The organism is Pseudomonas sp. stari2 (genome assembly GCF_040760005.1).
GTDB lineage: Bacteria > Pseudomonadota > Gammaproteobacteria > Pseudomonadales > Pseudomonadaceae > Aquipseudomonas.
Genome location: NZ_CP099760.1, coordinates 4557501 through 4583627, shown reverse-complemented (window position 1 = coordinate 4583627; position 26127 = coordinate 4557501). Strand labels below are relative to the sequence as shown.

Sequence of the window (26127 nt, the reverse complement as noted above, 5' to 3'; positions counted from 1 at the left end):
CACCCACCGTGCAGCCTACCCCTACAACGATGGAGACACAGCATGACGTCAGTATTCGACCGCGAGGACATCCTCTTTCAGGTCGTGGTCAACCACGAAGAGCAGTACTCGATCTGGCCGGATTACAAGGCCATCCCGGAAGGCTGGCGCACCGTGGGCAAGAGCGGCCTGAAAAAGGAATGCCTGGCCTACATCGAAGAAACGTGGACCGACATGCGTCCGCTGAGCCTGCGCCAGAAGATGGAAGCGCAAGCGGCTGCACAGTAAGTTTTCGGCCTAAAAGAAACCCGCTGGACTGGAAACGGTCAGCGGGTTTTTTCATGTCTGGAGGATCAGGGGTTGATCGTTCCCACGCAGCGCGTGGGAACGATCACTTCTCCTTAGGCGCCGCTCAAGCCCTTGAGCAGCGCATCCACATTCCCTTCCAGTTCAGCCACTGGATCCGCCGCATCGGTGCTCAGCACCAGCAGATGACTGCCAGATTCGGCAATCGCCGCTTTTACCGCGTCCGATGGCTGGCGATGGTGCAGCACCACCGCCACGTTGTTGTCCTTGAGCGTTGTGGTCAATTTCTTCAGGTCTTCCGGTGTCCATTCTGCATCCGGTCGCGGGTCCTGTCCGATCAACTCCAGGTTCAGGCTGCCGATCAGATAGCCGAAGTGATCGCTCAGGCTCATCACGCTCAGATTGTCGGCATTGGCCAGGCGCGCTTCGCTGTCGGCACTGAGTTTCAGCAGGCGCTGTTTCAGAGCGGCCAGGTTGGCTTCGATCTTCGGTTTGTCCTTGGGTGCCAAACGCACAAGGTCCGCTGCCATCACGTCGGCCATGCGGCCCATGTTGTTGCTGGCCAGCCACGGCTGGCTGTTCAGGCCATCGACGTTCAGCCCCGACTGCACCGCGATGCCGGGCAGGGCGCCGTCCACCGGTCGGGCGGCGTCGACTTCGACGATGCGGATGTTGCTGCGTCGGGCAATCGGGTACAGCGGATCATCGGCCCACAGCGAGCGCACGCCGATCACCGCATCGGCGCCGGTTGCCAGTTTGCTCAGCTCCGGAGCACCGCGCCCGGTGAAGTACGCGGTCTGGCGGCTGCCCGGCAGATTTGCCGGTGCTGCCCGTTCGAGGCTGATGTCGGTGCCTTTGAGTAGCACTTCGCCCAGGCCGTAGGTGATGGGCAACGAGGCCAGCACCCGTAGCGGTTTGGCGCTTTCTGCGGCCAGCACAGTCGTCGAAGTCACGCTGCACAGGGCGATGGCCAGGGTCAGTTGTCGCAGTGAGAAAGTCATTTATCCAAGGTTCCCTTTCAGACTCGGGACGACGCCCCGGGCAATGGCGGCGAGGGCGAAGCCGATACCGGCGACGAGGATGATCGCGGCGCCGGACGGAATCGGCAGGTCGAACACAATGGGCACGAGAATCCCGCACAGTGTGCTGACCGTGGCGATCAGTACTGAACACCAGAAAAAGCCCTTGAGCGACTGGCTGAGCAGGCGTGCCGCCGCTGCCGGAATCACCAGCAGGGCACCCACCAGAATCGCGCCAATGACTTTTACTGCCGCGACGGTGATCAGGGTCACCAGAATCACGAACAGGTAATCCAGGGTCTTCACGGCGACGCCGCGCACCGCTGCCAGTTGCGGGTTGAAACTGGCGAGCATGATGCGGTTGTACAGCGGTAGGGCCAGAGCCATCACCAGCGAGCCGACGATCGCCAGCACCGCCAGATCATTGCCGTTGACTGTCAGCACTGAGCCGAACAGTACGTTTTCCAGAATGTGCACGTTGATCTTGCCCGCCAGGATCAGCAGCAGGCTGGCACCCAGCGCCAGAGATACCGAGAGGAACACGCCGATCAGCGTGTCCGGGGCCAGGCCGGTGCGGTTGCGCAAATAGTTGAGCAGAATGCCGAACAACAGGCAGTAGCCGAACAGGCTGCCATACGGCCCGGTGTAGGGTTCGCCGAGCAGAATGCCGATGGCCACGCCGGTCAGTGCCGCATGGCCGACGGCTTCGGAGAAAAACGCGAAGCGCTTGACCACTACCAGCGTACCGAGGCCGCCCAGCACCGGGCCGATCAACAGGCCGGCGAGCAGCGCGTTGACCACAAAACCATAGGCCAGCGCTTCCGGCAGGTAACCGGAAGACGCCCAGCCCTGAACCATCAAACGAAAGGCTTCGTAACTCATCAGGCAGCGCTCCGTGGATGGGTCGAGAACAGGGTCAGCAGGCGTTCCGGGGTCAGCGCCTGCTGCGGCGTGGCGTCGAACAGCACCCGGCGATTGAGGCCGGTGACGCGATTGGCCAGACGCCCGACGGCTTCCAGATCGTGCTCGATCCACAGCACGGTGATGCCCGCAGCGCGCCAGTCGCCGAGCAGGCGTTCGAACACCTGGATCCCGGCTTCATCGAGGGCCGACATCGGTTCATCCAGCACCAGCAATTGCGGAGCGGGAATCAGGCCTTGAGCAAGCAGCACTCGCTGGCGTTCACCGCCGGACAGCGCGCCCATCCGGCGCTTGCGCTTGTCCTGCATGCCGACCCGCTCCAACGCATCACCGATGGCGCCGGCATAGCGTTTGCTCAGACCGAGAAACGCCGGCCGGCGCTGGCACATGGCAGCCATGAAGTCGTCGACGGTCATCGGTAAGCCGCGATCGAATTCCAGCGCCTGCGGCACATAGCCGATGGTGCCGGGCTCGCCGGGCCATTGCAGGCTGAGCCGGCCCTGATGCGGCATCTGTCCGAGCAGGGTCTTGATCAGCGAGCTCTTGCCGCCGCCGTTGGGGCCCACCAATGCGTGCACGCTGCCGGGCTGCACCTGGAAGGTCACCTTGTCCAGAATCGTCGTGCGACCCAGCGTCAGGCTGACCTCGGAAAATTCCAGGGTCGGGCCACTGCTGATGTTCGAGAGGTTTTCCTGAGCCGTCATGCGCCGGACTCCTGAATCGCCCGAACCACGGTGTTGAGGTTGCCGGTCATTTCCTTTTCGTACTTGTCGGCGGTGTATTCGCCGTAGGAAATGTGCGACAGCGGGTACAGCTTCACACCGGATTCGCGCTGAATGGTTTCGACGTAAGTGGACGGGAAGTCCATCTCGGAGAAGATCACCTTCACATCCAGTTCGCGCAGTTGATCGATGGTTTTCTTCAACTGGCTTGGGCTCGGCTCGATGCCGTGGGCCGGCTCGACCACCGCCGTCACTTCCAGGCCGAACTCGCGCAGCAGGTAGTCGTAAGCGGCGTGAACGGTGGCGACGCGCAACTCGGCGTTCGGTGCCTGGGTCAGTTTGGCCAGGGCGTCGGCGCGCATCTGCCGCAGGCGTTTGCCGTAGGCGCGGGCGTTCTGGGTGTAGGTCCTGGCGTTGTCCGGGTCGAGCTTGCCCAGTTCCCGCGCAATGTTGTTGACCTGAGCAATCGAGGCACTGATCGACAGGAAAGTGTGCGGGTTCACCACTTTACCGGCACCGCGCGCGGCGACCCCGGTGGCGGCCAGCAGGGGCACGTTTTCGTTGGCTTCGATGGTCTTGATGTTCGGCGTTTCGCTGGCGGCGATCATGCGGTCGGCGAAGTCGTCATGGCCGACGCCGTTGAGTACGATCACGTCCAGCCCGCTGATGCGTTTGATGTCTTCGGCGCGCGGCTCGTAGGCGTGCGGGTTGAAGCCGGCAGGAATCAGCGGCACGACATCGGCCTTGTCGCCGACGATGTTCGCCACATAGCTGTAATAAGGATGCAGGGTGATGCCGATGCGCAGGCGCTTGGCCGGATCGGCGCTGGCCAGCGGGCTCAGCAGGCAGGCGCACAGGCCGATCAGTAGCAGGCGCAGGAAAGGACGGCGTTGAGATGAACTAGGCATGGGCAAGCGGTCTTCTCTCGGATGAAGGCGAGGGTTCAATGACGATGTTCTCGGGTCACCCCGGCATCGAATTGCGCGACGATCTGTTTCCATCCGCCAGCGGTCAGTGCCGCGTCGGACAGGTCTGTCGGCGCTTGCAGATCGGTGGCGCGGTTGAGCCAGATGTCCGGCGCGTCGTCGTTCAGGCGCATCAGAAATGAACCGGCCACGGCCGGTGCCTGGCTGTGGCCGAAGTAAGCGTTGTCGGCCAGCAATTGCCAGGCGTGGCCGCCACGGCTCACGGAACTGGAGTCCTGGGCGAACGGCGCGAAACCTTCATCCGCCAGGTTCTGCGGAGTTGGCAACGCTTGCTGTTCCTCACGCAACAGGTGGATTTCGTCGAGGGTCACCCGCAGGTCGGCGTAGATGCCTTGCTCACTGGCGCTGAGGTCACGACGGGCGTCGAGCTGATGGCTGGAAACCGGCTCGGGTTCGTGGGACACCCCGCGCCACGCCACAACGGAGCCGGCGACCGCGACGATCAGCAGGCACATCAGCAGCACATTGAGTGTTTCATGGCCGGCACCGGCGGGGCGAACAACTTGGGTGGTCGGTGTGGTCATGGGGTTTCGATATCCGCTTGGTCGATTTCGACGACATGGCCGGGGCCGGCGTCGAACAGGACGTAAAACTCGGCGCCGGGTTTCTTGAAGGTCAGGGTCGAATCGGCGCCGAGCTTGCCCGGCACCAGAATGGTTTCGTCGTAGCCGATCACGTCGAGGGTCACCCCCGGCGCGCCGCTGCCGTCGGAGAAACCACCGGTGCATTTGATCTGCTCGGCATCGATGGCCTTGCACTCACACATCGGGTTGTGGGCCAGGGCACTGGCGCTGAAACCGGCACTGAGCACCAGTAATGCAGCGCTCATGTTCAGGCGGGAAGGGCGGCTCATGGTTTGGCTCCTTGTTTGTTCAGCCAGGCAACGGTGGCGGGGGAGGCCTGGCTCAGCGGAATCGAGGCTTGGTGCATGCTGCCGTCCCAGCCTTCCATGGTGATCCAGAGTTCGGCGTCGGCTTTGGTTTTGTCCGGGACAGGCATCTGCGTGCCCATGCTGTAAGGCGTGCCGAAGAAGATCGAACCGGCGGCGCGCAGACTGCGTGGCTTGCCGATGCGCAGGTAAGTGGCCTTGACCTGTTCGACACAGGCCTCGCACAGCGCGGCGCTAAACCCTTTCAGATAGCCGGCTGCGCCATCGGGAAGCGGTGCCTCATTGCGAAATTCGGCCAGACGCAGGCTCCACGGGCCCACCTGGACTTCGCCGATCTCGCGTTCACCCAGTCCGCTGTCGCCGCGAAACAACGCCTGATCGGCGAAATACCTGGGCATGAAACCCAGCGGAATCAGCAATAGCAACACGTTGATGTGGAAGCGCCATTTATGCCAGATCACGCTCAGCCGCGAAGGCTGAGCCATGGGGGGGGACTTGCTCACAGATTGGCCTCCGACGGTTCACGGTGCAGGGCTGGTTGTGCCTGAACGCGTTGTTTCTTGTTCTCCCGCTTGAGCGCGTTGGCGGTCGCCAGCGCGGTGCGCTTGGTCCAGATCAACAGCCCGCTGAGGACCATCATGCTCAGCACCAGCCCGAAGAAGAACCAGATCAGCTTGATCCACAGTCCACCGAAGTCGCCGGTGTGCAGCGGACGCATGGATTCGGTGACGAACTCCAGGGAGGTCCGATCGGAGAGCAGGCGCGAGGCGGCCACTTCACCGCTGTAGGGGTTGAGCGTGGCGGACTGGAACATCAACGGATACCAGCCTCGTCCTCGGATATCGAGGTGGCTGTAGGCGTTGCCGGGCAGATTGATGGTGCTGGCTTCGAACCCCGGAATTCGTTGCTGAGCAATTTCGATGGCGTGGTCCAGGCTGACCCGTGGCGGAGGCGAACCATCGGCGGACAACGGCACGCCTTCACGGGACATCGCCGCGATGATCGGCTCGCTGGAGATGGAAATATGGTTGTCGGAAAGAATGGCTTCGATCAGGAACCACACGGCTGTTACGGAGATCACTGCGATGAACCAGATCGACCAGATGCCGCTGAGGCGGTGGAAATCGCCCCAGAAGATCCGCGCACCGTGACGCAGGCGCAGGGTCGGGCTGAAAAAGCCCTTCCAGAAACGTTTGTAGACCACCAGCCCGGTCACCAGCGAAGCCAGCATCGGCAGCGCCAGGAAGGACACCAGATACCAGCCCCAGCTGTAACCATTGGTGAACGGCACCAGCCACCAGCCGTGCAAGGCACGGGTGAAGGCACGGAAATTGAAGGCTGGCGCGGTGCCCTGAATCACACCGGTATAAGGGTTGACGTAAACCGTCACCGAGCGCCCGTCAGGCTGACTGACGTTCACCTCCAGCGCGAAATGCGATTCGTCGGGGCGACTGATGCGTTCAACCAGCAACTGCGGTTCGGCAGTCTTGATCGCGGCGATGACCTGGTCGTAGCCCAGCAGCGGGGCATCGTCCGAGGGTTGGGTGGCGCGCATTTGCGGGTTTACCAGCCAGACGATTTCCTGGCTGACCACTGCCAGGGTGCCGGTGACGCAGACAATCAGAACAAAAAACCAGATCGGCAACGCCAACCAGCTGTGTATGAGGAACCATAGTTTCGAGCGGGATTTCTTCGACATGATGACGAGTCTTGGTTCGGTGAGAGGACTGGGTGCTACGGGCTTCGCAGCACGGGAGTCCCAAAAGGGCCGGTCGTGGCTTTTGCCTACGCGACTGGCCCGCATCTCTATAAGACGGATGACCGAAGCAAATCCCGATGAAGGATGTGAAAGTAAATGTTTCGCGACCGCAATCTCATCACGACACCTTTTGGAGTCGTGATGAGCGGATGGAGGGATGGCTCAGCGCAGGAACGCCAGCGCTTCGGCGAGTAACAGTTCTGGGACTTCTTCGGCGAGGTAGTGGCCGGCGGGCAGAGACTTGCCGCGTACGTTGGTGGCCACTTGTTGCCATTCCCTGAGCGGGTCGAAGCAACGACCGACCGTACCTTCGGCGCCCCACAGCACCAGCAGCGGCAAGCTCAGATGATGGCCGGCCTTGAGGTCGGCGCGGTCATGTTCCAGGTCGATATCGGCGCTGGCCCGGTAGTCTTCGCAGATCCCACGGGCGCTGCCGGGCAGGCTCAGGCAACGCAGGTATTCGGCGAACGCTTCGTCAGTGAACGGCTTGAGCCCGGCACTGCGGCTGCCCATGACGCTGCGCAGATAGCCTTCGGGATCGGCCTCGATCAGGGTTTCCGGCAGCGGCGCCGGGCGGATCAGGAAAAACCAGTGCCAGTAGGCCCGGGCGAAGGTCTCGTTGGTCTGGCTGTACATCGCCAGGGTCGGTGCGATGTCCAACAGCACCATGCGTTGCACGGCGGCGGGATGATCGAGGGCCAGGCGATGGGCGACCCGCGCTCCACGGTCATGGGCGAGGATCGAGAATTGCGTAAAGCCCAGCGCTTGCATCAATTCCACACCGTCGCGGGCCATTTCGCGTTTGGAATAGCTGGCATGCCGCTCATTGGCCGGCGGTCGGCTGCTGTCACCGTAACCGCGCAGGTCGGCGGCAACTACAGTGAAGTGCTCGGCCAACTGCTCGGCGACCTTGTGCCAGATGACATGAGTCTGCGGGTGCCCGTGCAACAACAGCAGGCCCGGCCCGCAGCCTTTGATGCGGTAGGTGATGTCCACGCCGTTGACGTGGCGCTGGTCTTTGACGAATCCGGCAAACATCGGGGGTGATCCTTTATTCAGGCGGTTGGCCTGCATCCTGAAATCGCCGGGCGTTCATGACAAGGCGTGAAGCGTGGTTCGACGGTTCATGAATCGTGTTCGTCCATCCCGCGCGTTGCGCGGGAATGGAGAATCGTCGTTACTGAGACTGCTGAAACATTTCCTTCGCCCGCTGTTCGATCTGCTCCTGGGTCAGGTCTTCCTTGCGCGTGGCCAGGAACCACAGATGCCCATAGGGATCCTTCAACGTACCGCTGCGATCCCCGTAGAACTGATCCTTGACCTCGGACACTGCCTTCGCCCCGGCATCCAGTGCGCGCTGGAACGACTTGTCGACATCGGTTACATACAGATGTAAACCGACGGACACGGCGCTGTCCGGATTGCTCAATGGCCCTTGGTCGCACGGTGTGCCCAGCATGATCGCGCTGTCGCCGATGCGCAGTTCGCAGTGGCCGACGCGGCCGTCAGGCATGCTCAGGCGCATGACTTCGGTGGCACCGAATGCCTTCTTGTAGAAATCGATGGCCTCGGCGGCCTTATGGATGCCGAGATACGGGGTCACGCTGTGGTACCCCTCCGGGATGGGTTGGACGCTCATGGCGGTACTCCCTTTTTTTATGAGTGACTGAAGGTTTGCCTTCGCCGGGGTTTCCGGTCGCTCAACTATAGATCCGTCGCGCTGCCATGAACGAGTAGCCGACGAGCAGTGTTCAGCCATGGACAGTGAAGCAACAGAATGCGCGGGTTTTTATTGCCGGAGTCTGTTGATAGCCATTGAAAGCCGCGTCAGACAAGGGCTGCCAGTCAGGCACAGAAGGTGCAATGACCCGGTACAACACCGATACCGAGAGTCATCCATGTCTGAATCTGCCGTTTATCCGATCAACCCGCCGGCCGCCCATCGGATCGCCGACGACGCCGAAGCCTTGCGCGTGGCCGCACAGGTTGCCGCCGTCCTGCAGGAACACGCCGCCGAGCGTGACCGCCACCGTGAAGTGCCCGCCGAAATCGTCGACCTGTATTCCAGCAGTGGCCTGTGGGGCATCACTGTGCCAAAGGAGTACGGCGGCGCGCAGGTGTCCAGTGCGGTGCTGGCGCAGGTGATCGCGATCATTTCCGCCGCCGATCCGTCCCTCGGACAGATTCCGCAAAACCACTACTGCCTGCTAGAAGACATCCGTCTGCAAGGCACGCCCGCGCAGCAGGCGCATTTTTTTGAACTGGCGCTGCAAGGTCATCGCTTCGCCAATGCACTGTCGGAAACCGGCGGCAAGAATGTGCAGGACATCCAGACAACGATCCGTCGTTATGGCGATGGCTTTGTGATCAACGGCCGCAAGGGTTACTGCACCGGTTCGCTCTACGCCCACTGGCTGGCGGTGCTGGCGCTGGATGAGGAACAGAAAGGCCAATTGGCTTTCGTCCAGCGCGGCACGAAAGGGCTGGTGATCGTCGACGACTGGGACAGCATCGGCCAGCGCACCACGTCCAGCGGCACCGTGCTGGCGGAAGATCTTCACGTGGCGCCGTTCAATCTGTTCCCGACGTATCGCTCCTACGAGAGCCCGACCCTGGCCGGGCCATTCGCCCAGTTGACCACCGCCGCAATCGACGCCGGCATCGCCCGGGCTGCACTGCGGGACACGGTTGAATTCGTCCGTCAGTTTGCCCGGCCATGGATCGATGCGGGTGTGGACAAGGCCAGTGAAGATCCGCTGACGATCATTCAGATCGGCGCACTGGAAATCCGTCTGGAGGCCGCCGAAGCCCTGCTCGAACGTGCCGGTTGGGCGCTCGACGCCGCGCGCCCTGTACCCGATGAAGACAACGTCGCGCTGGCGTCCCTCGCCGTGGCCAAGGCCAAAGTGCTGACCACCGAAATCGCCATCGAGGCCAGCAACAAGTTGTTCGAACTCGGTGGCACCCGCTCGACCCTGAAGAAGCACAACTTCGACCGCCACTGGCGCAATGCCCGGGTCCACACCCTGCATGACCCGGTGCGCTGGAAATACCACGTGGTCGGCAACTGGCTGCTCAACGGCGTCAAACCACCGCGCCACGACTGGTCCTGATCATGGCCGAGTGGTTCAAACACATTTACTGGGCCGACATCGCCCAGGCCTGTCTCGATACGTTGAGCATGCTCGGCGCGGCGTTGCTGTTCACGGTGTTGCTGGGCCTGCCGCTGGGGCTGTTGCTGTTTCTCACCGGCAAGCGCCAGTTGCATGAAACAGTCGGCGTGTACCGGGTGCTGTCGGTGATCGTGAACATGCTGCGTTCGCTGCCGTTCATCATTTTGCTGATCGTGCTGATTCCGCTGACCACGTTGCTGGTGGGCACCTCGCTGGGCGTGCCCGGAACCATTCCGCCGCTGGTGGTCGGCTGCACACCGTTCTTTGCGCGGCTGGTGGAAACCGCGTTGCGCGAAGTCGATCGCGGTGTGGTCGAGGCGACCCAGGCCATGGGCGCCAACACCTGGCAGATCATCCGCCACACCCTGTTGCCGGAAGCCCGCGGCGGGTTGCTGGCGGCGGTGACGGTGACCGCCATCGTGCTGGTGGATTACACGGCGATGGCCGGCGTGATCGGTGGCGGCGGGCTCGGCGATCTGGCGATTCGCTTCGGCTATCAGCGCTTTCAGACCGACGTGATGGTGGTCACCGTGGTGTTGCTGCTGATTTTGGTGCAAGCGCTGCAAATGACCGGCGATCGACTGGTGGCGCATTACAGCCGCCGCTGAAAAAAACAATTCATCCCATAAAGGCCCCACGTCCACCCCACGACGGCCACTCAAATCTGCCTTGGAGCAAACCATGAAAAAGACCCTGGCCGTTCTGGCTGCCGTGCTGTCGTTCGGCGCTCACGCCAACGAAAAACTGATCGTCGGCGCCACTCCGGTACCACACGCGGAAATCCTCGAGTTCGTCAAACCGACCCTGGCCAAGGAAGGCGTGGATCTGGACATCAAGGTCTTCACCGACTTCATCCAGCCCAACCAGCAATTGGCGCTGAAAAACCTCGACGCCAACTACTACCAGTACCGGCCGTTTCTCGATGATTTCAACAAGACCCGCCACACCAATCTGGTGCCGGTGGTCGGCGTGCACATCGAACCGTTCGGCGCCTACTCGACCAAGATCAAGAACATCTCGGAGCTGAAGGACGGCGCCAGTGTGTCGATCCCCAACGACCCGGTGAATACCGGTCGCGCCTTGGTGCTGTTGCATGAGGCGGGGCTGATCAAACTCAAGGATCCGAGCAACACCTTGGCCACCCAGCGTGACATCGTCGAAAACCCAAAACACCTGAAAATCCGTGAACTGGAAGGTGCGTTGCTGGCCCGCTCCGTCAGCCAGGTCGACTTGGCTTTCGTGTTCGCCAACTACGCGCTGGAAGCCGGGATCGACACCAACAGCGCGCTGATCGTCGAGAAGGGCAAAAGCCTGTACATCGAGTTTCTGGTCGCGCGTCCTGACAACATCAACGACCCGGGCCTGCAGAAACTGGCCAAGGCGTTGAACTCCGATGAAGTGCGCCAGTTCATTCTGACCCGCTACAAAGGGCAGATTGCACCGGGCTTCTGATTGATCGAACCGACGGTTCCCACGCCGAGGGAACCGTCAATCCGGGACATCGAGAAAGTGCGCTCCCGGCCCTTGCTCGCCCAGCACATCGCCCTGATTGCGCAGCGGGCAGGCTTCCATCGACAAGCAGCCGCAGCCGATGCAACCGGTCAGCCGATCCCGCAGCAGCATCAGCTGATTGATTCGTTCATCCAGCTCCCGTCGCCACTGTTCCGACAACACTTTCCAGTCCGCTGCCGTCGGTGCGCGGTTGTCCGGCAACTGTTTGAGTGCCTCGCCGATTTCCGCCAACGGAATGCCCAGTCGTTGCGCCACCTTGATCAGCGCTACCCGGCGCAACACTTCCCGTGGATAACGGCGCTGATTGCCGGCATTGCGCTGGCTTTTGATCAAGCCTTTGGATTCATAAAAGTGCAGCGCGGTGACCGCCACACCGCTGCGGGCCGCGACTTCGCCGACGGTCAGTTGCCTGTGCAGGTTTTCCGCAGTGATCATCTGAAAATTGTTCCTTGACCTCTAGTTAACTAGAGGTTTTACCCTGCAGACCTTCGAATCGCAAGATTCACCTGACAGAGTGGGGATGTCATGCAAGCACCAGCGAAAAACCGCAGCTTCACCCAATTGATCGAATTCGAAATCGAGCCCAGCCAACAATCGGCGCTGGTCTCGGCACTGACCGTACAGACCGAGCGTCTGGCCCAGCGTTATGCCGGTTTCGTCAGCGCCAGCGTTCAGGCCAGCGATGATGGCCGGCGGGTGTTGGGTTTCCTGCAATGGCAATCTCGCGAGGCGGGGGAGGCGGCGTTCCAGAGTTTCGAAACCGGCGAGCAGGATTTCTGGCAATTGATCCGCACCCATCAGGCGCGAACCGTGACCTTCGGTTCATTCCAGGTGCTGAGCAGCATCGCCCGCAGTCACGACGACGGCTTGCACTGCCAGTTGGTGGGCTAGATCGACAGCTGGATCAAGCGCTCGCCCTGCAGGTTTTCCGTGGGTCGCCGCTTGTTCACCGCGAGTTCGCCGATCTTGATCAGCCGCGTGCGGGTCACGTTGCGGCTCAGGCCGAGCAGCGCGGCGGTGTGCACCTGGTTGTAGTGGCAGAAGCGATAGGCCGAACGCAGCAACGCGTCCTCGACCTTTTCATGCAGGGCGCCGGCCTGTTGTTCGAAGAGTTTCTGGAAGGCGCGTTCGAGCAGCGCTTCCGGTGAATCGTCGACGCTGCCGTGCTGATCGTCGGGACGGTCGATGCGCAAGTTGGACAGGCGCAGGTCGTCGCGCTCGATCACGCCGTTGCGGCAGATCAGCAGTGTGTGATGGATGACGTTTTCCAGTTCGCGGATATTGCCCGGCCAGCTGTAGCCGCGCAGTTTGTGCTCGGCTCCGGGGCTGATGGTTATGCGCCCGTAACCCAGGCGCTGACTGTAGGCCTCGATGAAATGCCGGGTCAGCGGCAGGATGTCGCCGGGCCGCTCGCGCAACGGGCTCAGTTCCAGATTGACCACGTTCAGCCGGTAATACAGATCCTCGCGAAAATGCCCGGCGTTGATGGCTTTCTCCAGTTGCACGTTGGTCGCCGCCAGCACCCGCACATCAATGGGAATGCTCTTGCGCGAACCCAGGCGCACCACTTCACGTTCCTGCAGCACCCGCAGTAACTTGACCTGGATCGCCATCGGCAGATCGCCGATTTCATCAAGGAACAAGGTGCCTCCATCTGCCTCTTCGAACCACCCGGCCTTGGCACTGAGGGCGCCGGTGAAGGCGCCTTTTTCATGGCCGAACAATTCGGCCTCCACCAGCGATTCGGAAAACGCCCCGCAGTTGACCGCAATGAATGGCCGGTTGCGCCGGTTGCTCAGGTTGTGGATGTGCCGCGCCACCAACTCTTTGCCGGTGCCGGTTTCGCCGATGATCAGCACGCTGGCTTCGCTCGGCGCAACTTGTTGCAGATGCGCGAGTAACGCCTGGGACTTCGGGTCTTCGAAGACCTGGGCAGTGGCGCGTATCGAAGTGGCCAGGGCGGGTGAGGGCGGCAGGGTCAGCAGTTGCATGGGTCTCGCTCCACGAAAGGAAATCAGGAATAGAACGTCGGCACCGGCAGGGACTGGTTCAGCGCCCAGTCGCCCAGCTCATGGAGTTTGTAATCCAGCGGGTCGTGCAGGGTTTGTGTGCGCAGGTTGCGCCAGTGGCGGTCTAGGCGCAGCGACGCGTGGGTCGAACGGGCGCCGGTGACTTCGAACAGTCGGCTGCAAATCTCCAGGCCCTGGCGGCTGGCGGCGACCTTGGCCGTGGCAATCGCCGTGGCCAGGTGACCGCGCTCTTCGGCGCTCAGATTCGGGCCTTTGGCCCAGGCCTCGTCGAGCAACGCAGCGGCGCGTTCCACCAGCAGACGGATGCCTTCGAGGGCGACCCAGAACTCGCCGTAATGGGCCAGCACATAAGGGTCTTCGCGCACCTCGCGCACCGAGGATTTGTGCCAGACACGGGTTTCGCTGAGGGTGTATTGCCGCGCCTCTTCAAAGGCCCCTTCGGCGATGCCGAGAAACATGTGGGTGAACGTCAGTTGCGCGATCAATGGGCGCAAGCAGGCGAATGGTGTGCTCAGAGGGCCCGGATCCAGCAGCAGTTCCGATTCCTCGACCCGCACCCGTTCGAACGTGGCGCTGCCGCTGTCGGTCTGGCGCTGGCCGATGTTGTTCCAGTCGTTGTGCAGGGTAATGCCGCTACGGCCGCTGGGGATCGCTGCGATCAGCAGTTTGCCGCCGTTGCTTTCATCCACCGCCGAGGCGATCAGCATCTGCGAATCGCTGGCACCGGAGCAGAAGCTCTTCTTGCCGGAAAACTCGCGCCAGCCGCCGAGATCCTTGACCACGGTGCGGGTGTCCAGCGGATTGAGCGCGTTGCCCCAGAACCAGTTCTGTCGCGCGGTCTGTTCGAACCACGGTTGCCATTGTTCCGGGCGGGAAAACAGGCGCACGGTGGCCAGCATCAAGTGATGAAAACCGAAGACGTGGGCGATCGAGCTATCGACCTTGGCGAATTCGCGCACGACTTCCAGGGTTTCGCTCCAGCGCGCGCCGAGTCCGCCGTAACGGGCAGGAATGCTCAGGGCCAGCAGACCGCTGTCGCGCAGGGCATCGCGTTCGGCTTTCGGCGTGCCGCCACGTTCGTCGCGTTCGACGGCGGTCAGGGCGAATTCGGCAGCCAGTTGACGGGCGGTCTGCAAGGGGGAGAGCAGGGTGCTTTGCGGTTTGGCAGTCACTCGGTCTTCCTCAGGCGTTGGCTTTGGCGGGCAGAACATCGTTGGCGATCATTTCGCCGAACGGCCCGGTGAGGTTGGTCATGCCGCGTCCGGCCAGGCTTGCATACGGCTTGGGCAGCAGCGGGAAGACCAGCTCGGCGAAGCGGTAGGCCTCTTCCAGATGCGGGTAACCGGAGAAGATGAAGCTCTCGATGCCAAGGTCTGCGTATTCCTTGATTCGCGCTGCCACTTGCTGCGGATCGCCGACCAATGCAGTGCCGGCCCCGCCGCGCACCAGACCTACGCCGGCCCACAGGTTGGGGGCGATTTCCAGGTTGTCGCGGCGCCCGTCGTGCAAGGCAGCCATGCGTCGCTGGCCTTCGGAATCGAAGCGCGAAAAGGATTTCTGTGCGGCCTCAATGGTTTCGTCGCTGATGTGCTCGATCAGTTTGTCCGCCGCTTTCCAGGCTTCTTCGGCGGTCTCGCGCACGATCACGTGCAGGCGAATGCCGAACTTCACTTTGCGGCCGTGACGGGCGGCGCGTTCACGTACGTCGGCAAGTTTTTCGGCGACGGCGGCCGGCGGTTCGCCCCAGGTCAGGTACACGTCGACTTGCTCGGCAGCCAGATCGTGGGCCGCTTCGGAGGAACCGCCGAAATACAGTGGTGGATAGGGTTTCTGCACCGGTGGATACAGGGCTTTGGCGTTCTGCACCTTCAGGTGTTTGCCTTCGAAATCCACCGCCTCGCCTTGCAACACCCGGCGCCAGATCTTGAGGAATTCATCGGTGACTTCGTAGCGTTCGCTGTGGCTGAGGAAACTGCCGTCGCCACGATTTTCGTCCGGGTCGCCGCCGGTCACGACGTTGATCAGCAAGCGTCCGTTGGACAGTCGATCCAGGGTCGCGGCCATACGCGCCGAGACCGTCGGCGAGATGATCCCCGGACGGATCGCCACCAGATAACGCAGGCGTTCGGTCAGCGGCACCAGCGCCGAAGCGATCACCCACGAATCTTCGCAGGAACGCCCGGTCGGAATCAGCACACCGTGGTAACCGAGGCTGTCAGCGGCTTGCGCCACCTGTTTCAGGTAATTGAGGGTGACCGGACGCGCGCCTTGGGTGGTGCCCAGATAGTGGCCGTCGCCATGAGTCGGCAGGAACCAGAAAACATCCATGAACAGCTCCTTAAGCGATTTTCAGCAACGGTTTGAGGTGTGCACCGAACAACGGCGCGGCGCGTTCGGCGGCCAGACGGATGCGTGCCTTGAGCGGCTCGCTGGTGATCTGGTAATCGGCGAAATCGGCTTCGGTGGCGTACACGCCGATCGGCAGGGTCACGGCCTGGAAGAAGCTGAACAGGGGGCGCAACTGGTGATCGAGGACCAGCGCATGGCGTTCACTGCCACCGGTGGCAGCGAGTAGCACAGGTGTGTCGATCAACGCATTGAGATCGATCAGATCGAACAGGTGCTTGAGCAGTCCCGGATAGGAGCCGCGATACACCGGCGCGGCAACGATCAACAGGTCAGCCTGTTCGATGGCTTGCAGCTCGGTCTCGATTTCTGCCGGCAATTCCTGACGGGACAGTGCGGCGCCGAGCGGGCGGGCGATGTCGCCGAGTTCAATCAGATGGCTCTCGACGGGCAAATGCCCGGACAATTCGCTCAGCAGAGCCTGGGTCAGCACCAGGGTGCGCGATGGACGCCAGGTTCCGCCGGACAGGGCGACGACTTTCAATGGACGCGACATGGTCAGTTCCTTTTTCAACAGTTGCTCGGCGAGCAGTGAGTAGTCACCGGAGCAGAGCAAGCGCTGTACCAATTCCTGTAAGGCCCGTATTCCGGCGCTTTGAGCGTTGTCGGTGGCTGTGGTCCTGTGACTTTCAGGCTGGTTTGTTGAACCGCTGTTGCCTGGGAAACAGTTGCTGGAGCAACAGTGCCGAACGCGATGAAGGATTTATAAAGGCTGTCTGTTATTCCGTAAAAGACTGTTAATTGATATTGATAGATTATTTTAGAATATTCGAAACCGATCTGTCGGAAACCTGATAGCCACTATTGAGAGCGTTGATTTCTGCCACGACGAGCCCGGGCGTAGCCTTTCTCCATCGACCAACACCCGCCACGCCAGGACGCTCCCATGAATCGTTTACTGACTGTTTCCCTGATGCTCGCTGTCTCCGTTCTCGCCGGTTGCGCGAGCCACGTTTCCCCGGAACTTCGCCCCTACACGGCGGAAGAAACTCGCGAACTGGCCCTCGAAAGCCTGAACCGTCGCGGCTTGTCCTTCGAGGAATACCAAGTGAAAAAAGCCGAATTGCTCGGCCAGCCACAGAAGCCTTTCGGGTTTGATAACAAGGGTGAAATGAGCGCGGAGCGAACCATACAGCTGCACGGACGTCCTAGCTGATTCGCAACTGTACTGCTCGAAGTTTTACCCAGCTGTCCATGGGTTTGCGCGGCGCCTTGGGATAGGGTCAACACCTGAATGACCCTGACGGATTGCCTGCCATGACCCTCTCGCTCGACCTGTTGCTGGGCTTTGCCCTGTTTGCCCTTGTCACCTCGATCACACCGGGGCCGAACAACACCATGTTGCTGGCATCGGGCGTGAATTTCGGCTTCAACCGCACCATTCCCCACATGCTCGGCATTACCTGCGGCTTCTTTGTGCTGGTGGTGGCGGTGGGTTTTGGTCTGGGCGCGGTGTTCCAGACTTATCCACTGCTTTACACGGTTCTGCGTTATGTGGGCGCGGCGTACTTGCTGTACCTGGCGTGGAAAATCGCCCATTCCGGCCCGGTTGGCGAAAGCGAATCCGGCGAGGCGAAACCGATCAGCTACCTCGGCGCAGCCGCCTTCCAGTGGGTCAATCCCAAGGCGTGGATCATGGCAATCGGAGCCATCAGCACCTACACGCCGATGCAGGGTTACTTCACCAATGTGATCGTGATCGCTGCGGTGTTCGCCATCATCAACCTGCCGAGCGTAGGCGTCTGGGCGGCGTGCGGGACCTTGTTGCGCAATGTGCTCAAGGATCGCCGCTGGTTGCGGGTGTTCAACTGGGGCATGGCGGCGCTGTTGGTGATTTCGCTGTACCCGTTACTCCTGGAAAGCTTTAGCTGACGCAGTGCTACAACCGTCGGCCCGATGCCTGTTAAAGTCGCGTTCAGGAGCGTTCCTACGCACTTTTAAATGAAGTTGTTCTTCTTTAACGGCATCCGATCAGGTATTGATGACGCTCTCGAACCCGGACGCAGCTCACAAGGCTGCGTCGTGCCGTTTGTAGACACGAGCTTCCTGATCCCGGAACACGCTCTGCGAGTCTTTTTATGAACACACGTCCGCTGTATTTCGATTACGCCGCCACCACCCCGGTGGACGAGCGGGTCATCCAGGTGATGATCGAGTGTCTGGGTTTCAACGGTAACTTCGGCAACCCGGCCTCCAGTTCCCACGCCTTCGGCCAGCAGGCCCGGCAAACGGTCGAGAACGCTCGCCGGCAAGTCGCCGAACTGGTCGGCGCCCAGGCGCAACAGATCGTCTGGACCTCCGGCGCCACCGAATCCAACAATCTCGCCCTCAAAGGCGTGGCCCAGGCCCGTGGTGTGTCCGGCGGCCACATCATCACCAGTCAGATCGAACACAAGGCCATCCTCGACACCGCCCGGCAATTGCAGGACGCCGGTGTCGCCGTGACCTATCTGGTGCCGGACGCTGAAGGTCTGATCACTGCGCAAGCGGTCAGCGAAGCGATGCGCGATGACACCTTTCTGGTGTCGCTGATGCTGGTCAACAACGAACTCGGCACCGTCAACGACATCCCGGCCATCGGCGAAGTGGTGCGTGGGCGCGGGGCGTTGTTCCATGTTGATGCGGCCCAGGGCGCCGGCAAGGTCGCGATCGATCTGGCGCGATGGCCGGTGGACCTGATGTCGTTTTCGGCGCACAAACTCTACGGTCCCAAAGGCATTGGTGCGCTGTACGTCGGCCCGCGTGCGCAGCAGCGCTTGCAGGCGCAGATTCACGGTGGCGGCCACGAGGGCGGCTTGCGTTCCGGGACGTTGGCGACTCACCAGATTGCTGCCATGGGCTCGGCCTTTGCCTTGGCCGCCGAGGCTTTTGATGACGAGAAGAAAACCATCGTCGCGCTGCGCGAGCGTCTGCTCGAACAACTGTTGAGCCTGCCCGGCGTGCGACTCAACGGCAGCGTTACCCAGCGTATCCCGCACACCTTGAGCCTGACCTTCAGCGAAGGCGAGTTCAACCCGGCGGCGCTGAGCCATTCGATCGCGTTTTCCGCGACTTCGGCCTGCAATTCCGCCAGCAACACACCGTCCCACGTGCTGCTGGCACTGGGGCACGACGCGCATCTGGCCGGCCGTACCATTCGTCTGAGCCTCGGTCGTTTCACCACCGCCGAGGACATCGACAAGGCTGTAGATCTGATCAAGACCGCCTGCGCCAGTGCTCCGGCATTCTGGGCGACGGGGCTTTAACGAGCCGGCTTCGAACGGCACCGAACAATAACGATGAAGTGATTGGCAGGAGACATGATGAGTACCCAGACTTTGACCGAAGGAACGGTTCCCCAGCGCCTGGCGCACACCCGTGAACTGATGCGTCGCGAAGGCATTCACGCACTGCTGGTGCCGTCCGCCGACCCGCACCTGTCGGAATACCTGCCGGGTTACTGGCAGGGGCGGCAGTGGCTGTCGGGTTTCCATGGTTCGGTCGGCACGTTGATTGTTACCACCGATTTCGCCGGGGTCTGGGCCGACAGTCGTTACTGGGAACAGGCGACCAAGGAGCTCAAGGGCAGCGGTATCGAACTGGTGAAACTGCAACCGGGTCAGCCGAGCCCGCTGGACTGGCTCGCCGAGCAGACACCGGAAGGTGGCGTGGTTGCGGTCGATGGCGCGGTGATGGCCGTTGCGTCGGCGCGTACGCTGGGCAGCAAGCTTGAAGCTCGGGGCGCCAGTCTGCGTACCGACCTCGACCTGCTGAATGAAGTCTGGAGCGACCGTCCGGGCCTGCCGAACGCGCCAATCTATCAACACTTGCCGCCGCAGGCGACCGTCAGCCGTGGCGAGAAACTCGCCCAGCTGCGTGAAACCCTGCAGGAACGCGGCGCCGATTGGCACTTCATTGCCACCCTCGACGACATCGCCTGGCTGTTCAACCTGCGCGGCGGCGATGTGTCGTTCAACCCGGTATTTGTTTCCTTCGCTTTGATCAATCAGCAGCAGGCCACGCTGTTTGTGGCGTTGAGCAAAATTGATGCTGAGCTGCGCGCAGTCCTGGAAAAGGACGGCGTGACACTGCGCGACTACAGCGAAGTTGGTGACGCCTTGCGTGCTATCCCGAACGGCGCGAGCCTGCTGGTGGACCCGGCGCGGGTGACCAGCGGGCTGCTGGGCAATCTCGACAATGGCGTGAAACTGGTCGAAGGCCTGAACCCGACTACGTTGGCCAAATCACAAAAAAGCCCGGCGGATGCCGAGCACATTCGTCAGGCGATGGAGCAGGACGGCGCGGCGCTGTGCGAGTTCTTCACCTGGCTGGAATCGGCCTGGGGGCGCGAGCGTATTACCGAGCTGACCATTGACGAGAAACTCACGGCGGCCCGTGAGCGTCGCCCGGATTATGTGTCGCTGAGTTTCAACACCATCGCCGCGTACAACGCCAACGGTGCGATGCCGCACTACCACGCCACCCCGGAAGAGCACGCGGTGATCGAAGGTGATGGCTTGCTGTTGATCGATTCCGGTGGGCAATACCTGGGCGGTACCACCGACATCACGCGCATGGTGGCGGTCGGCACGCCAAGCGCAGAACAGAAACGAGACTGCACCCGCGTGTTGAAGGGCGTGATCGCATTGTCCCGCGCGCATTTCCCGAAAGGCATTCTGTCGCCGCTGCTGGATGCGATTGCCCGTGCGCCGATCTGGGCCGAAAACGTCGATTATGGCCATGGCACCGGTCACGGCGTAGGTTATTTCCTCAACGTGCATGAAGGTCCGCAGGTGATCGCCTACCAGGCTGCGCCGGCGCCACAAACCGCCATGCAACCGGGGATGATCACCTCCATCGAACCGGGTACTTATCGTCCGGGCCGCTGGGGTGTACGGATCGAGAACCTGGCAATGAACGTAGTTGCCGGAAGCAGCGAGTTCGGTGAGTTCCTCAAGTTCGAAACCCTGACCCTGTGCCCGATCGATACCCGTTGCCTGGAACCGTCCTTGCTGACGCAGGAAGAGAAGCAGTGGTTCAACGCCTATCACGCGGAAGTGCGCGAGCGTTTGAGCCCGTTGCTCAGCGGTGAGGCATTGGCGTGGCTGAATACGCGCACTGCCGCTATTTGATGGGTTGAAGCTCGGGCGCTCCTGCCAGCGCCCGGGTCATGTACTCGACAAACGCGTTGACCCTGGCGGACTGGCGACGGTTCGCAGGGGACACGGCATGTATCGGCAGTGATCGGGTCTGGTAGTCCTGCAACAGGGCGATCACTCGACCGGCCTTCAAATCCTCGCTGAACAGCCAGACCGGTGACAGCGAAATCCCCAATCCCCCCAGGACCATTTCGCGGATCGCTTCGGAGTTGTTGCTCTGGGCGTTGCCTTTGATGCGCACCTCGTGGCGCTGGCCGTCCTTTTCGTAAGTCCACAGGTTTTGCGATTCGAGCAGGTTGAATTGCAGGCAGTTGTGCTGCGCGAGATCCTGCGGCGATTGCGGATGCTCATGGCGTTGCAGGTAGGCAGGCGCCGCAACGGTGACGCGGTGGGTGGTGCCGATTCGTCGGACGATCATGCCGCTGTCGTTCAACTCGCCAATGCGCAGGCTGACATCCAGGCCTTCGCTGACCAGATCCAGATTCTGATCGTTGAGGTGCAGGTCGACCTGAACCTGTGGGTATTGCTGGAGAAAATCGGGGAGTCTTGGAGCGATCTGCAGGCGGCCGAAGCTGACTGATGAGCCGATTCGTAATGCCCCGGCGACAGTTTCCCGACCGGACTGGAAACTGTGTTCGGCGGCATCCACCGCTGCAAGAATATTCCGGCATTCGTTGTAGTACCGCTGACCTTCATCGGTCAGCGATAGCTTGCGTGTACTGCGGGCAATCAGCTTTCCACCCAGCTGGATTTCCAGGGCGCGCAGAACTTTGCTGATGGTGGGTTGGGTGGTCTGCAGCTCTCGGGCCACGGCAGAAAAGCTGCCGCGCTCGACCACCCGGACGAAGATTGCCATTGCGTTTAGCTTGTCCACGAAGCGCCTCATTCATGCCGGATTGGCATGATCACTATAGTCTTTAGGCTTCTTATCGGCATGAGTCGGTTGGGAGAACATGGCTTCACTTTCTCCCACAGGAATGACCGAAATGACTGACTCACAACACATGAATGCCCTGATAGTGGACACCGCCAAAGGGCCGCTACGCTTGGTTTCTCTTGAACGCCCCGTGGCGGGTGCCGGACAGGTATTGGTACGGATCAAGGCTAGTGGTGTAAATCCGCTGGATCTGAAAATCCGTGCGGGGCAGGCCGCCCATGCTCGACAGCCGTTGCCGGCAGTGTTGGGGCTGGATCTAGCGGGTGTGATTGAAGCGGTGGGTGAGGGGGTGCAGGGCTGGGTACCGGGCGATGAGGTTTATGCGTTGGCGACCGGCATTGGCGGCGAGCAGGGTTCGCTGGCCGAATTTGCAGTAGTTGATGCGCGACTTCTGGCGCGCAAGCCGACCAATCTGAGCATGCGTGAGGCGGCGGCTTTACCGCTGGTGTTGATTACGGCGTGGGAAGGACTGGTTGATCGGGCACGGGTGAGTGCCGGGCAAAAGGTATTGATTCATGGTGGGGCGGGTGGGGTCGGACACGTGGCGGTGCAAATTGCCCAGGCGTTCGGTGCCGAGGTTTTTGCGACGGGATCTGCAGGGCAACGAGGGATCATCGAAGGGTATGGCGCAACGTTCATTGATTACCGAGAAATGTCGGTTGACGACTATGTACGTGAGTACACGGCCGGGGAGGGGTTCGACATTGTTTATGACACGGTAGGTGGTGAAACGCTGGATGCGTCCTTCAAGGCTGCTCGGATCTACCACGGGCATGTCTTGAGTTGCCTGGGCTGGGGGCAGCATAGTCTGGCGCCGCTGTCCTTTCGCGGCGCGACCTACTCTGGTGTGTTTACCTTGATGCCTCTGCTGACCGGGAAGGGCGGAGAGCACCATGGCGAGATTTTGCGCCATACCGCGCTGTTGATTGAGGCCGGGAAGGTCAAGCCGTTGCTTGATGCGCGTCGGTTTACGCTTGAGTCGGCCAGTGAAGCCCATGAGCTGCTTTCATCCAAAGCAGCCCGGGGACGTCTGGTGGTAGAGATCTAGCGCAGGGCTTCTTCAACGAAGTCGAGCCGGTCCTGACCGAAGAACAACTGATTGTCGATGAACATGCTCGGCGCACCGAAGACGCCCCGTTTGACGGCCGTCTCGGTGTTGTCCTTGAGGGCGCTCTTGACCGCTTCATCATTGGTCAGTGCCAGTACCTGCTCAGGATTGAAGCCGTGTTCGGTCAGCACCGCTGCAACCGTTGCCGGTTCATCAAGGCTGCGCCCTTCAACCCACAGCGCTGTGAACAGACAATCGATGAACGCCAGGAAGCGCTCCGGGTGGTGCAATTGAATGCCGGTCACCGCCCGCATCAGCATCAGGGTATTGATCGGGAAATGCGGGTTGAATTTCAGGGGCACGCCGTATCGCTTGGCGTAGCGGTTCAGGTCTTGAAACATGTAGCGGCCCTTGGCCGGGATCATCGCTGGTGAAGCATTGCCGGTGGCTTTGAACACGCCGCCCAGCAACATCGGGATATAGATCAACTGGCTGCCGGTCTTGGCGCAGATTCCTGGCAGCTGGGTGTACGCCAGATAGGTGGCGGGGCTGCCGAGGTCGAAGTAGAACTCCACGGTTTTGCTCATGGTCGCTGCACTCATTGTTGTTATTGGAAAGGATTACCAGCGTTCGTTCCAGGGGCGCAGATCCAGTTCGAAGGTCCAGGCGTCCTTTGGCTGGCTGTGCAGGTACCAATAGTTCTCGGCGATGTGCTCTGGATTGAGAATACCGTCCTGATCCTTGGTGGCGTACTTGTCGGGGAAATGGCTGCGGATGAAGTCGGTGTCGATGGCGCCGTCGACCACGATGTGGGCGACGTGAATGTTCATCGGGCCGAGTTCCCGAGCCATGCTCTGCGCCAGTGCACGGATGCCATGCTTGGCGCCGGCGAATGCGGCAAAACCGGAAGCACCACGCAGTCCGGCGGTAGCACCAGTGAACAAAATGGTGCCGCGCTTGCGTGTGACCATGCGCTTGGCGACTTCGCGGGCATTGAGGAATCCGGAGAAACAGGCCATTTCCCAGATCTTGAAATACTTGCGTGCCGTTTCTTCCAGAATGCTGCAAGGCACGTTGGCGCCGATGTTGAAAACAAACGCTTCGATCGGCCCGAGGCGGGTTTCGATATCTTCGATCAGCGCAATCACGTCTTCTTCCTTACGCGCGTCGCAGGCAAAACCGTTGGCTTCCCCGCCGTCTGCCTGGATGGCGTCCACCAATGGCTGCAATTTGTCGGCGCTGCGCCGTGTGACGCAAGCGATGAAACCTTCCCTGGCGAACCGCTTGGCGATGGCGCCGCCCGTGGCATCACCTGCACCGACAACCAATACGACCTTCTTGTTATTCATGGGTGGAGCCCTTTAGTAAACGATCGTTAAGTGAACGAACGTTATGCTAGGATTCACTCAGCGTCAAGGCAGTCAATTGCGAGGATGAATGCATGCGGTACTCCGCCGGTCACAAGCTTGAAACCAAAGAAAAGCTGCTGCAAAGCGGCTCGCTGTCTGCGAAAAAAAGCGGATTTTCAACGATGGGTGTCGATGGTCTGATGAAGACGATCGGTCTGAGTGGCGCGGCGTTCTACAGTCATTTCTCGTCCAAGGACGCCTTGTTCGCCGCTATCGTCGAGCGCGAGTTGTGCCAAAGCCTGGAGCGGCTGGGCGGGCGGGGGGAGCAGGATCGTGAGCGGTTGGAGCGATGCCTGAAGCTGTATCTGAACATGGCTCATGTCGAGCAACCTGAGCTGGGTTGCGCGTTACCTGCGCTGGGCGCTGAGATTGCGCGCTCGGATGTTGTTGTGCGGGAACAGGCCGAGTTGTGGATTTGTCGGCTTCAGGAAAGTTGGGCGCAGATTCTGGAGAGCGACACCTTGGCCTGGGCCATTCTGTCGCAATGTGTGGGGGCGTTGGTGGTGGCGCGGATGTTGGCGTCTCCGCAGATCCAACAGCGGGTGCTGGAGTCCAGTCACGAAGAAATCGGCCGCCAGCTCGCCGTTCAGCGAGCGCAATAGCGGCGGCGGTTTATTTGCAGATGACGATCATGCTACGGCTGGTATAGCCAGCTGGGTTGAGACCGAAGGGATAATCACCCGGCTCTTCTACCGCATCACCGGATTTGGCAATGACTTTATAACCCTTCGGCGCGCAGGAGTTGGCGGCACTGGTGTAGCACTTGTCCCAGGAGGAAGAGAGCCCTGAACAGTTAATGTGCAGTCCCTTTTTGCCGTGCTTTACCTGAGATGTGGATGTCGCCGCGCATCCCGAAATGGCGAGTACGGCGATCAGTATTAAAAATCGTTTCATTACAGTCCTTATGGCGGCCTCGAGTCTGGCGCTCGGGTCTGCCTGCATTCGCTCTCGCTTGACGCGTTCCGATGTCCTTATCCGAAAAAGTCCATATATGGCACTGAGTTGCGAAGCTAAACATGGCCTAAATGAGCGGCAAATGCCAGACCTTCGTTACAACCGCTATCAATCCGCTGCAATCGCGGGCTTGGCATGGCTGCCCATGGTCATCGTTGCTCCGACGGAAGCCAGAATAATGCACAGGATCGCCATCCATTGTGACAAGGAGAGGTACTCCTGCAGGAACAGTAGGCCTGATAGCGCACCAAATGCCGGCTCGATGCTCATGAGCGTGCCGAAAGTGCGAGCCGGCATGCGGGTGAGGGCGACCATTTCCAGGGTATAAGGCAGGGCTGTGGAGAGAATGGCAACTCCAATGGCTATCGGGATCAATGACGGCGTCAGCAAGGCAGCGCCTGCATGGACGATCCCGATGGGTGCGACGAACAACGCAGCGATCATCACTCCCAATGCTGCTGTCGTCACGCCGTTGTCAGCGCCGGCCTTCTGGCCGAAGAGAATATAAAGAGCCCAGCAAACACCAGCGCCCAGTGCATAGGCTGCGCCAGTAAGGTCGATACCTGCCGTTGTTGCGCCCGTTGGTATTAATAGCAACAACCCGACTGCGGCCAGGGAGATCCAGAGAAAGTCGATCGCACGCCGGGACGCGTAGATTGCGACAGCCAACGGCCCGGTAAACTCCAGTGCAACCGCAATGCCCAGTGGCACAGTGCGCAAAGACATATAGAAGAGGAAGTTCATGCCGCCCAGTGCCATTCCGTACACAATGACCGTGCGCAGAGATCTGGCGGACAGCTTCGCCCGCCAGGGTTTCAGCAATACCAGCATGATCACGCTGGCGAACGTCAGGCGCAGGGTGGTTGTGCCTTGAGCGCCTACGATGGGAAACATGCTTTTGGCAAGAGAAGCTCCTGACTGGATCGACGCCATTGCGAT

At 60.9% G+C, this 26127-nt stretch carries 31 protein-coding genes (1 of these 31 cut by a window edge); 11 read left to right on the top strand and 20 right to left on the bottom strand.

Annotation, left to right across the window (positions count from 1 at the left end; translation table 11 throughout):
* Positions 1-42 precede the first annotated feature (42 nt).
* Entirely contained in the window at positions 43-267 is a 225-nt protein-coding gene (locus tag NH234_RS20905; protein WP_085730638.1) for an MbtH family protein, read from the top strand.
* Between the two features lie 113 nt (positions 268-380).
* Here NH234_RS20905 and NH234_RS20900 read toward each other — a convergent pair whose 3' ends face one another.
* From NH234_RS20900 to NH234_RS20855, 10 genes are all read right to left on the bottom strand, one after another.
* Complete coding sequence (locus NH234_RS20900; protein WP_367254163.1) at positions 381-1286, bottom strand: metal ABC transporter substrate-binding protein; 906 nt, start codon at positions 1284-1286, stop codon at positions 381-383.
* Positions 1287-2186, bottom strand: coding sequence for a metal ABC transporter permease (locus tag NH234_RS20895; protein ID WP_367254162.1), 900 nt, complete (start codon positions 2184-2186; stop codon positions 1287-1289).
* Positions 2186-2929 carry a metal ABC transporter ATP-binding protein gene (locus tag NH234_RS20890; protein WP_367254160.1) on the bottom strand — a complete coding sequence of 248 codons (744 nt, stop codon included), beginning with the start codon at positions 2927-2929 and terminating at the stop codon, positions 2186-2188. The genes NH234_RS20895 and NH234_RS20890 overlap by 1 nt, the downstream gene beginning before the upstream one ends.
* Positions 2926-3855, bottom strand: a complete 930-nt coding sequence (locus NH234_RS20885) for a metal ABC transporter substrate-binding protein (protein WP_085730642.1) — start codon at positions 3853-3855, stop codon at positions 2926-2928. Before NH234_RS20885 ends, NH234_RS20890 begins: the two co-directional genes overlap by 4 nt.
* A gap of 35 nt (positions 3856-3890) precedes the next feature.
* Positions 3891-4457, bottom strand: coding sequence for a DUF6162 family protein (locus NH234_RS20880; RefSeq protein ID WP_085730643.1), 567 nt, complete (start codon positions 4455-4457; stop codon positions 3891-3893).
* Positions 4454-4786 (bottom strand): hypothetical protein, encoded by a 333-nt coding sequence (locus NH234_RS20875; RefSeq protein ID WP_085730644.1) that lies wholly within the window; start codon positions 4784-4786, stop codon positions 4454-4456. Before NH234_RS20875 ends, NH234_RS20880 begins: the two co-directional genes overlap by 4 nt.
* Positions 4783-5325, bottom strand: coding sequence for a thiamine pyrophosphate-binding protein (locus NH234_RS20870; protein WP_085730645.1), 543 nt, complete (start codon positions 5323-5325; stop codon positions 4783-4785). Before NH234_RS20870 ends, NH234_RS20875 begins: the two co-directional genes overlap by 4 nt.
* Entirely contained in the window at positions 5322-6521 is a 1200-nt protein-coding gene (locus NH234_RS20865; protein ID WP_085730646.1) for a PepSY domain-containing protein, read from the bottom strand. Before NH234_RS20865 ends, NH234_RS20870 begins: the two co-directional genes overlap by 4 nt.
* A 222-nt stretch (positions 6522-6743) precedes the next feature.
* A complete protein-coding gene (locus NH234_RS20860) occupies positions 6744-7619 on the bottom strand; it encodes an alpha/beta fold hydrolase (RefSeq protein WP_367254157.1) in 876 nt (291 codons plus the stop codon).
* A gap of 139 nt (positions 7620-7758) precedes the next feature.
* Positions 7759-8220, bottom strand: a complete 462-nt coding sequence (locus tag NH234_RS20855) for a VOC family protein (protein ID WP_085730648.1) — start codon at positions 8218-8220, stop codon at positions 7759-7761.
* Positions 8221-8479: 259 nt separating this feature from the next.
* Here NH234_RS20855 and NH234_RS20850 point away from each other — a divergent pair, with 259 nt between their 5' ends.
* From NH234_RS20850 to NH234_RS20840, 3 genes are all read left to right on the top strand, one after another.
* The gene (locus NH234_RS20850) at positions 8480-9694 is read left to right on the top strand and encodes an SfnB family sulfur acquisition oxidoreductase (RefSeq protein WP_367254155.1); all 1215 of its coding nucleotides are present in this window, start codon (positions 8480-8482) and stop codon (positions 9692-9694) included.
* Between the two features lie 2 nt (positions 9695-9696).
* The gene (locus NH234_RS20845) at positions 9697-10362 is read left to right on the top strand and encodes a methionine ABC transporter permease (protein ID WP_114884461.1); all 666 of its coding nucleotides are present in this window, start codon (positions 9697-9699) and stop codon (positions 10360-10362) included.
* Between the two features lie 73 nt (positions 10363-10435).
* Complete coding sequence (locus NH234_RS20840; protein WP_085710692.1) at positions 10436-11206, top strand: MetQ/NlpA family ABC transporter substrate-binding protein; 771 nt, start codon at positions 10436-10438, stop codon at positions 11204-11206.
* 36 nt (positions 11207-11242) lie between these two features.
* Here the strand turns inward: NH234_RS20840 and soxR are convergent, their stop codons facing one another.
* A complete protein-coding gene (gene soxR / locus NH234_RS20835; protein WP_085730651.1) occupies positions 11243-11701 on the bottom strand; it encodes a redox-sensitive transcriptional activator SoxR in 459 nt (152 codons plus the stop codon).
* Positions 11702-11791: 90 nt separating this feature from the next.
* On the opposite strand from soxR, the gene NH234_RS20830 reads away from it, so the two are divergent.
* Positions 11792-12157 (top strand): antibiotic biosynthesis monooxygenase, encoded by a 366-nt coding sequence (locus NH234_RS20830; protein WP_085730652.1) that lies wholly within the window; start codon positions 11792-11794, stop codon positions 12155-12157.
* On the opposite strand, the gene NH234_RS20825 is transcribed toward NH234_RS20830, so the two are convergent.
* From NH234_RS20825 to msuE, 4 genes are read right to left on the bottom strand one after another with little or no spacing between them, the layout of a single operon-like run.
* Positions 12154-13257, bottom strand: a complete 1104-nt coding sequence (locus tag NH234_RS20825; RefSeq protein ID WP_085710689.1) for a sigma-54-dependent Fis family transcriptional regulator — start codon at positions 13255-13257, stop codon at positions 12154-12156. The two genes, NH234_RS20830 and NH234_RS20825, sit on opposite strands and share 4 nt — an antisense overlap.
* Before the next feature lie 23 nt (positions 13258-13280).
* Positions 13281-14468 (bottom strand): acyl-CoA dehydrogenase family protein, encoded by a 1188-nt coding sequence (locus NH234_RS20820; RefSeq protein ID WP_367254152.1) that lies wholly within the window; start codon positions 14466-14468, stop codon positions 13281-13283.
* A 10-nt stretch (positions 14469-14478) separates the two neighbouring features.
* Positions 14479-15624, bottom strand: coding sequence for an FMNH2-dependent alkanesulfonate monooxygenase (gene ssuD, locus NH234_RS20815; RefSeq protein ID WP_367254150.1), 1146 nt, complete (start codon positions 15622-15624; stop codon positions 14479-14481).
* A gap of 10 nt (positions 15625-15634) precedes the next feature.
* Positions 15635-16198: an FMN reductase gene (msuE, locus tag NH234_RS20810; protein ID WP_085730679.1), complete on the bottom strand. Its 564-nt coding sequence runs from the start codon at positions 16196-16198 to the stop codon at positions 15635-15637.
* A 390-nt stretch (positions 16199-16588) separates the two neighbouring features.
* Between msuE and NH234_RS20805 the strand changes: the two genes are divergently transcribed.
* The 4 genes from NH234_RS20805 (at position 16589) to NH234_RS20790 (ending at position 20813) form a co-directional block, all read left to right on the top strand.
* The gene (locus NH234_RS20805) at positions 16589-16858 is read left to right on the top strand and encodes a hypothetical protein (RefSeq protein ID WP_085710686.1); all 270 of its coding nucleotides are present in this window, start codon (positions 16589-16591) and stop codon (positions 16856-16858) included.
* Between the two features lie 101 nt (positions 16859-16959).
* Complete coding sequence (locus NH234_RS20800) at positions 16960-17574, top strand: LysE family translocator (RefSeq protein ID WP_085710685.1); 615 nt, start codon at positions 16960-16962, stop codon at positions 17572-17574.
* A 206-nt stretch (positions 17575-17780) separates the two neighbouring features.
* Positions 17781-18947: an aminotransferase class V-fold PLP-dependent enzyme gene (locus tag NH234_RS20795; RefSeq protein WP_367254147.1), complete on the top strand. Its 1167-nt coding sequence runs from the start codon at positions 17781-17783 to the stop codon at positions 18945-18947.
* A 57-nt stretch (positions 18948-19004) separates the two neighbouring features.
* Complete coding sequence (locus NH234_RS20790) at positions 19005-20813, top strand: aminopeptidase P family protein (protein WP_367254145.1); 1809 nt, start codon at positions 19005-19007, stop codon at positions 20811-20813.
* Here NH234_RS20790 and NH234_RS20785 read toward each other — a convergent pair.
* Entirely contained in the window at positions 20806-21714 is a 909-nt protein-coding gene (locus NH234_RS20785) for a LysR family transcriptional regulator (RefSeq protein ID WP_367254143.1), read from the bottom strand. The genes NH234_RS20790 and NH234_RS20785 overlap by 8 nt on opposite strands.
* Before the next feature lie 112 nt (positions 21715-21826).
* Here NH234_RS20785 and NH234_RS20780 point away from each other — a divergent pair, with 112 nt between their 5' ends.
* Positions 21827-22825: a zinc-dependent alcohol dehydrogenase family protein gene (locus tag NH234_RS20780; RefSeq protein WP_367257219.1), complete on the top strand. Its 999-nt coding sequence runs from the start codon at positions 21827-21829 to the stop codon at positions 22823-22825.
* Here NH234_RS20780 and NH234_RS20775 read toward each other — a convergent pair.
* Together NH234_RS20775 and NH234_RS20770 are read right to left on the bottom strand one after the other, a co-directional pair.
* Complete coding sequence (locus NH234_RS20775; RefSeq protein WP_085730659.1) at positions 22822-23412, bottom strand: 2-hydroxychromene-2-carboxylate isomerase; 591 nt, start codon at positions 23410-23412, stop codon at positions 22822-22824. The genes NH234_RS20780 and NH234_RS20775 overlap by 4 nt on opposite strands.
* Before the next feature lie 33 nt (positions 23413-23445).
* On the bottom strand, positions 23446-24174 hold the full coding sequence (locus NH234_RS20770) for an SDR family oxidoreductase (RefSeq protein ID WP_367254141.1): 729 nt from the start codon (positions 24172-24174) through the stop codon (positions 23446-23448).
* Between the two features lie 92 nt (positions 24175-24266).
* Between NH234_RS20770 and NH234_RS20765 the strand changes: the two genes are divergently transcribed.
* On the top strand, positions 24267-24836 hold the full coding sequence (locus NH234_RS20765) for a TetR/AcrR family transcriptional regulator (protein ID WP_367254139.1): 570 nt from the start codon (positions 24267-24269) through the stop codon (positions 24834-24836).
* A gap of 10 nt (positions 24837-24846) precedes the next feature.
* Here NH234_RS20765 and NH234_RS20760 read toward each other — a convergent pair whose 3' ends face one another.
* On the bottom strand, positions 24847-25128 hold the full coding sequence (locus NH234_RS20760) for a hypothetical protein (RefSeq protein WP_085730680.1): 282 nt from the start codon (positions 25126-25128) through the stop codon (positions 24847-24849).
* Positions 25129-25296: 168 nt separating this feature from the next.
* Positions 25297-26127, bottom strand: the 3' portion of a protein-coding gene (rhtA, locus tag NH234_RS20755; protein ID WP_085730662.1) for a threonine/homoserine exporter RhtA. The gene runs 57 nt beyond the window's last position; 831 of the gene's 888 nt are visible here — the last part of the coding sequence; the start codon falls outside the window, past its right edge — the gene reads right to left on this strand; its stop codon occupies positions 25297-25299.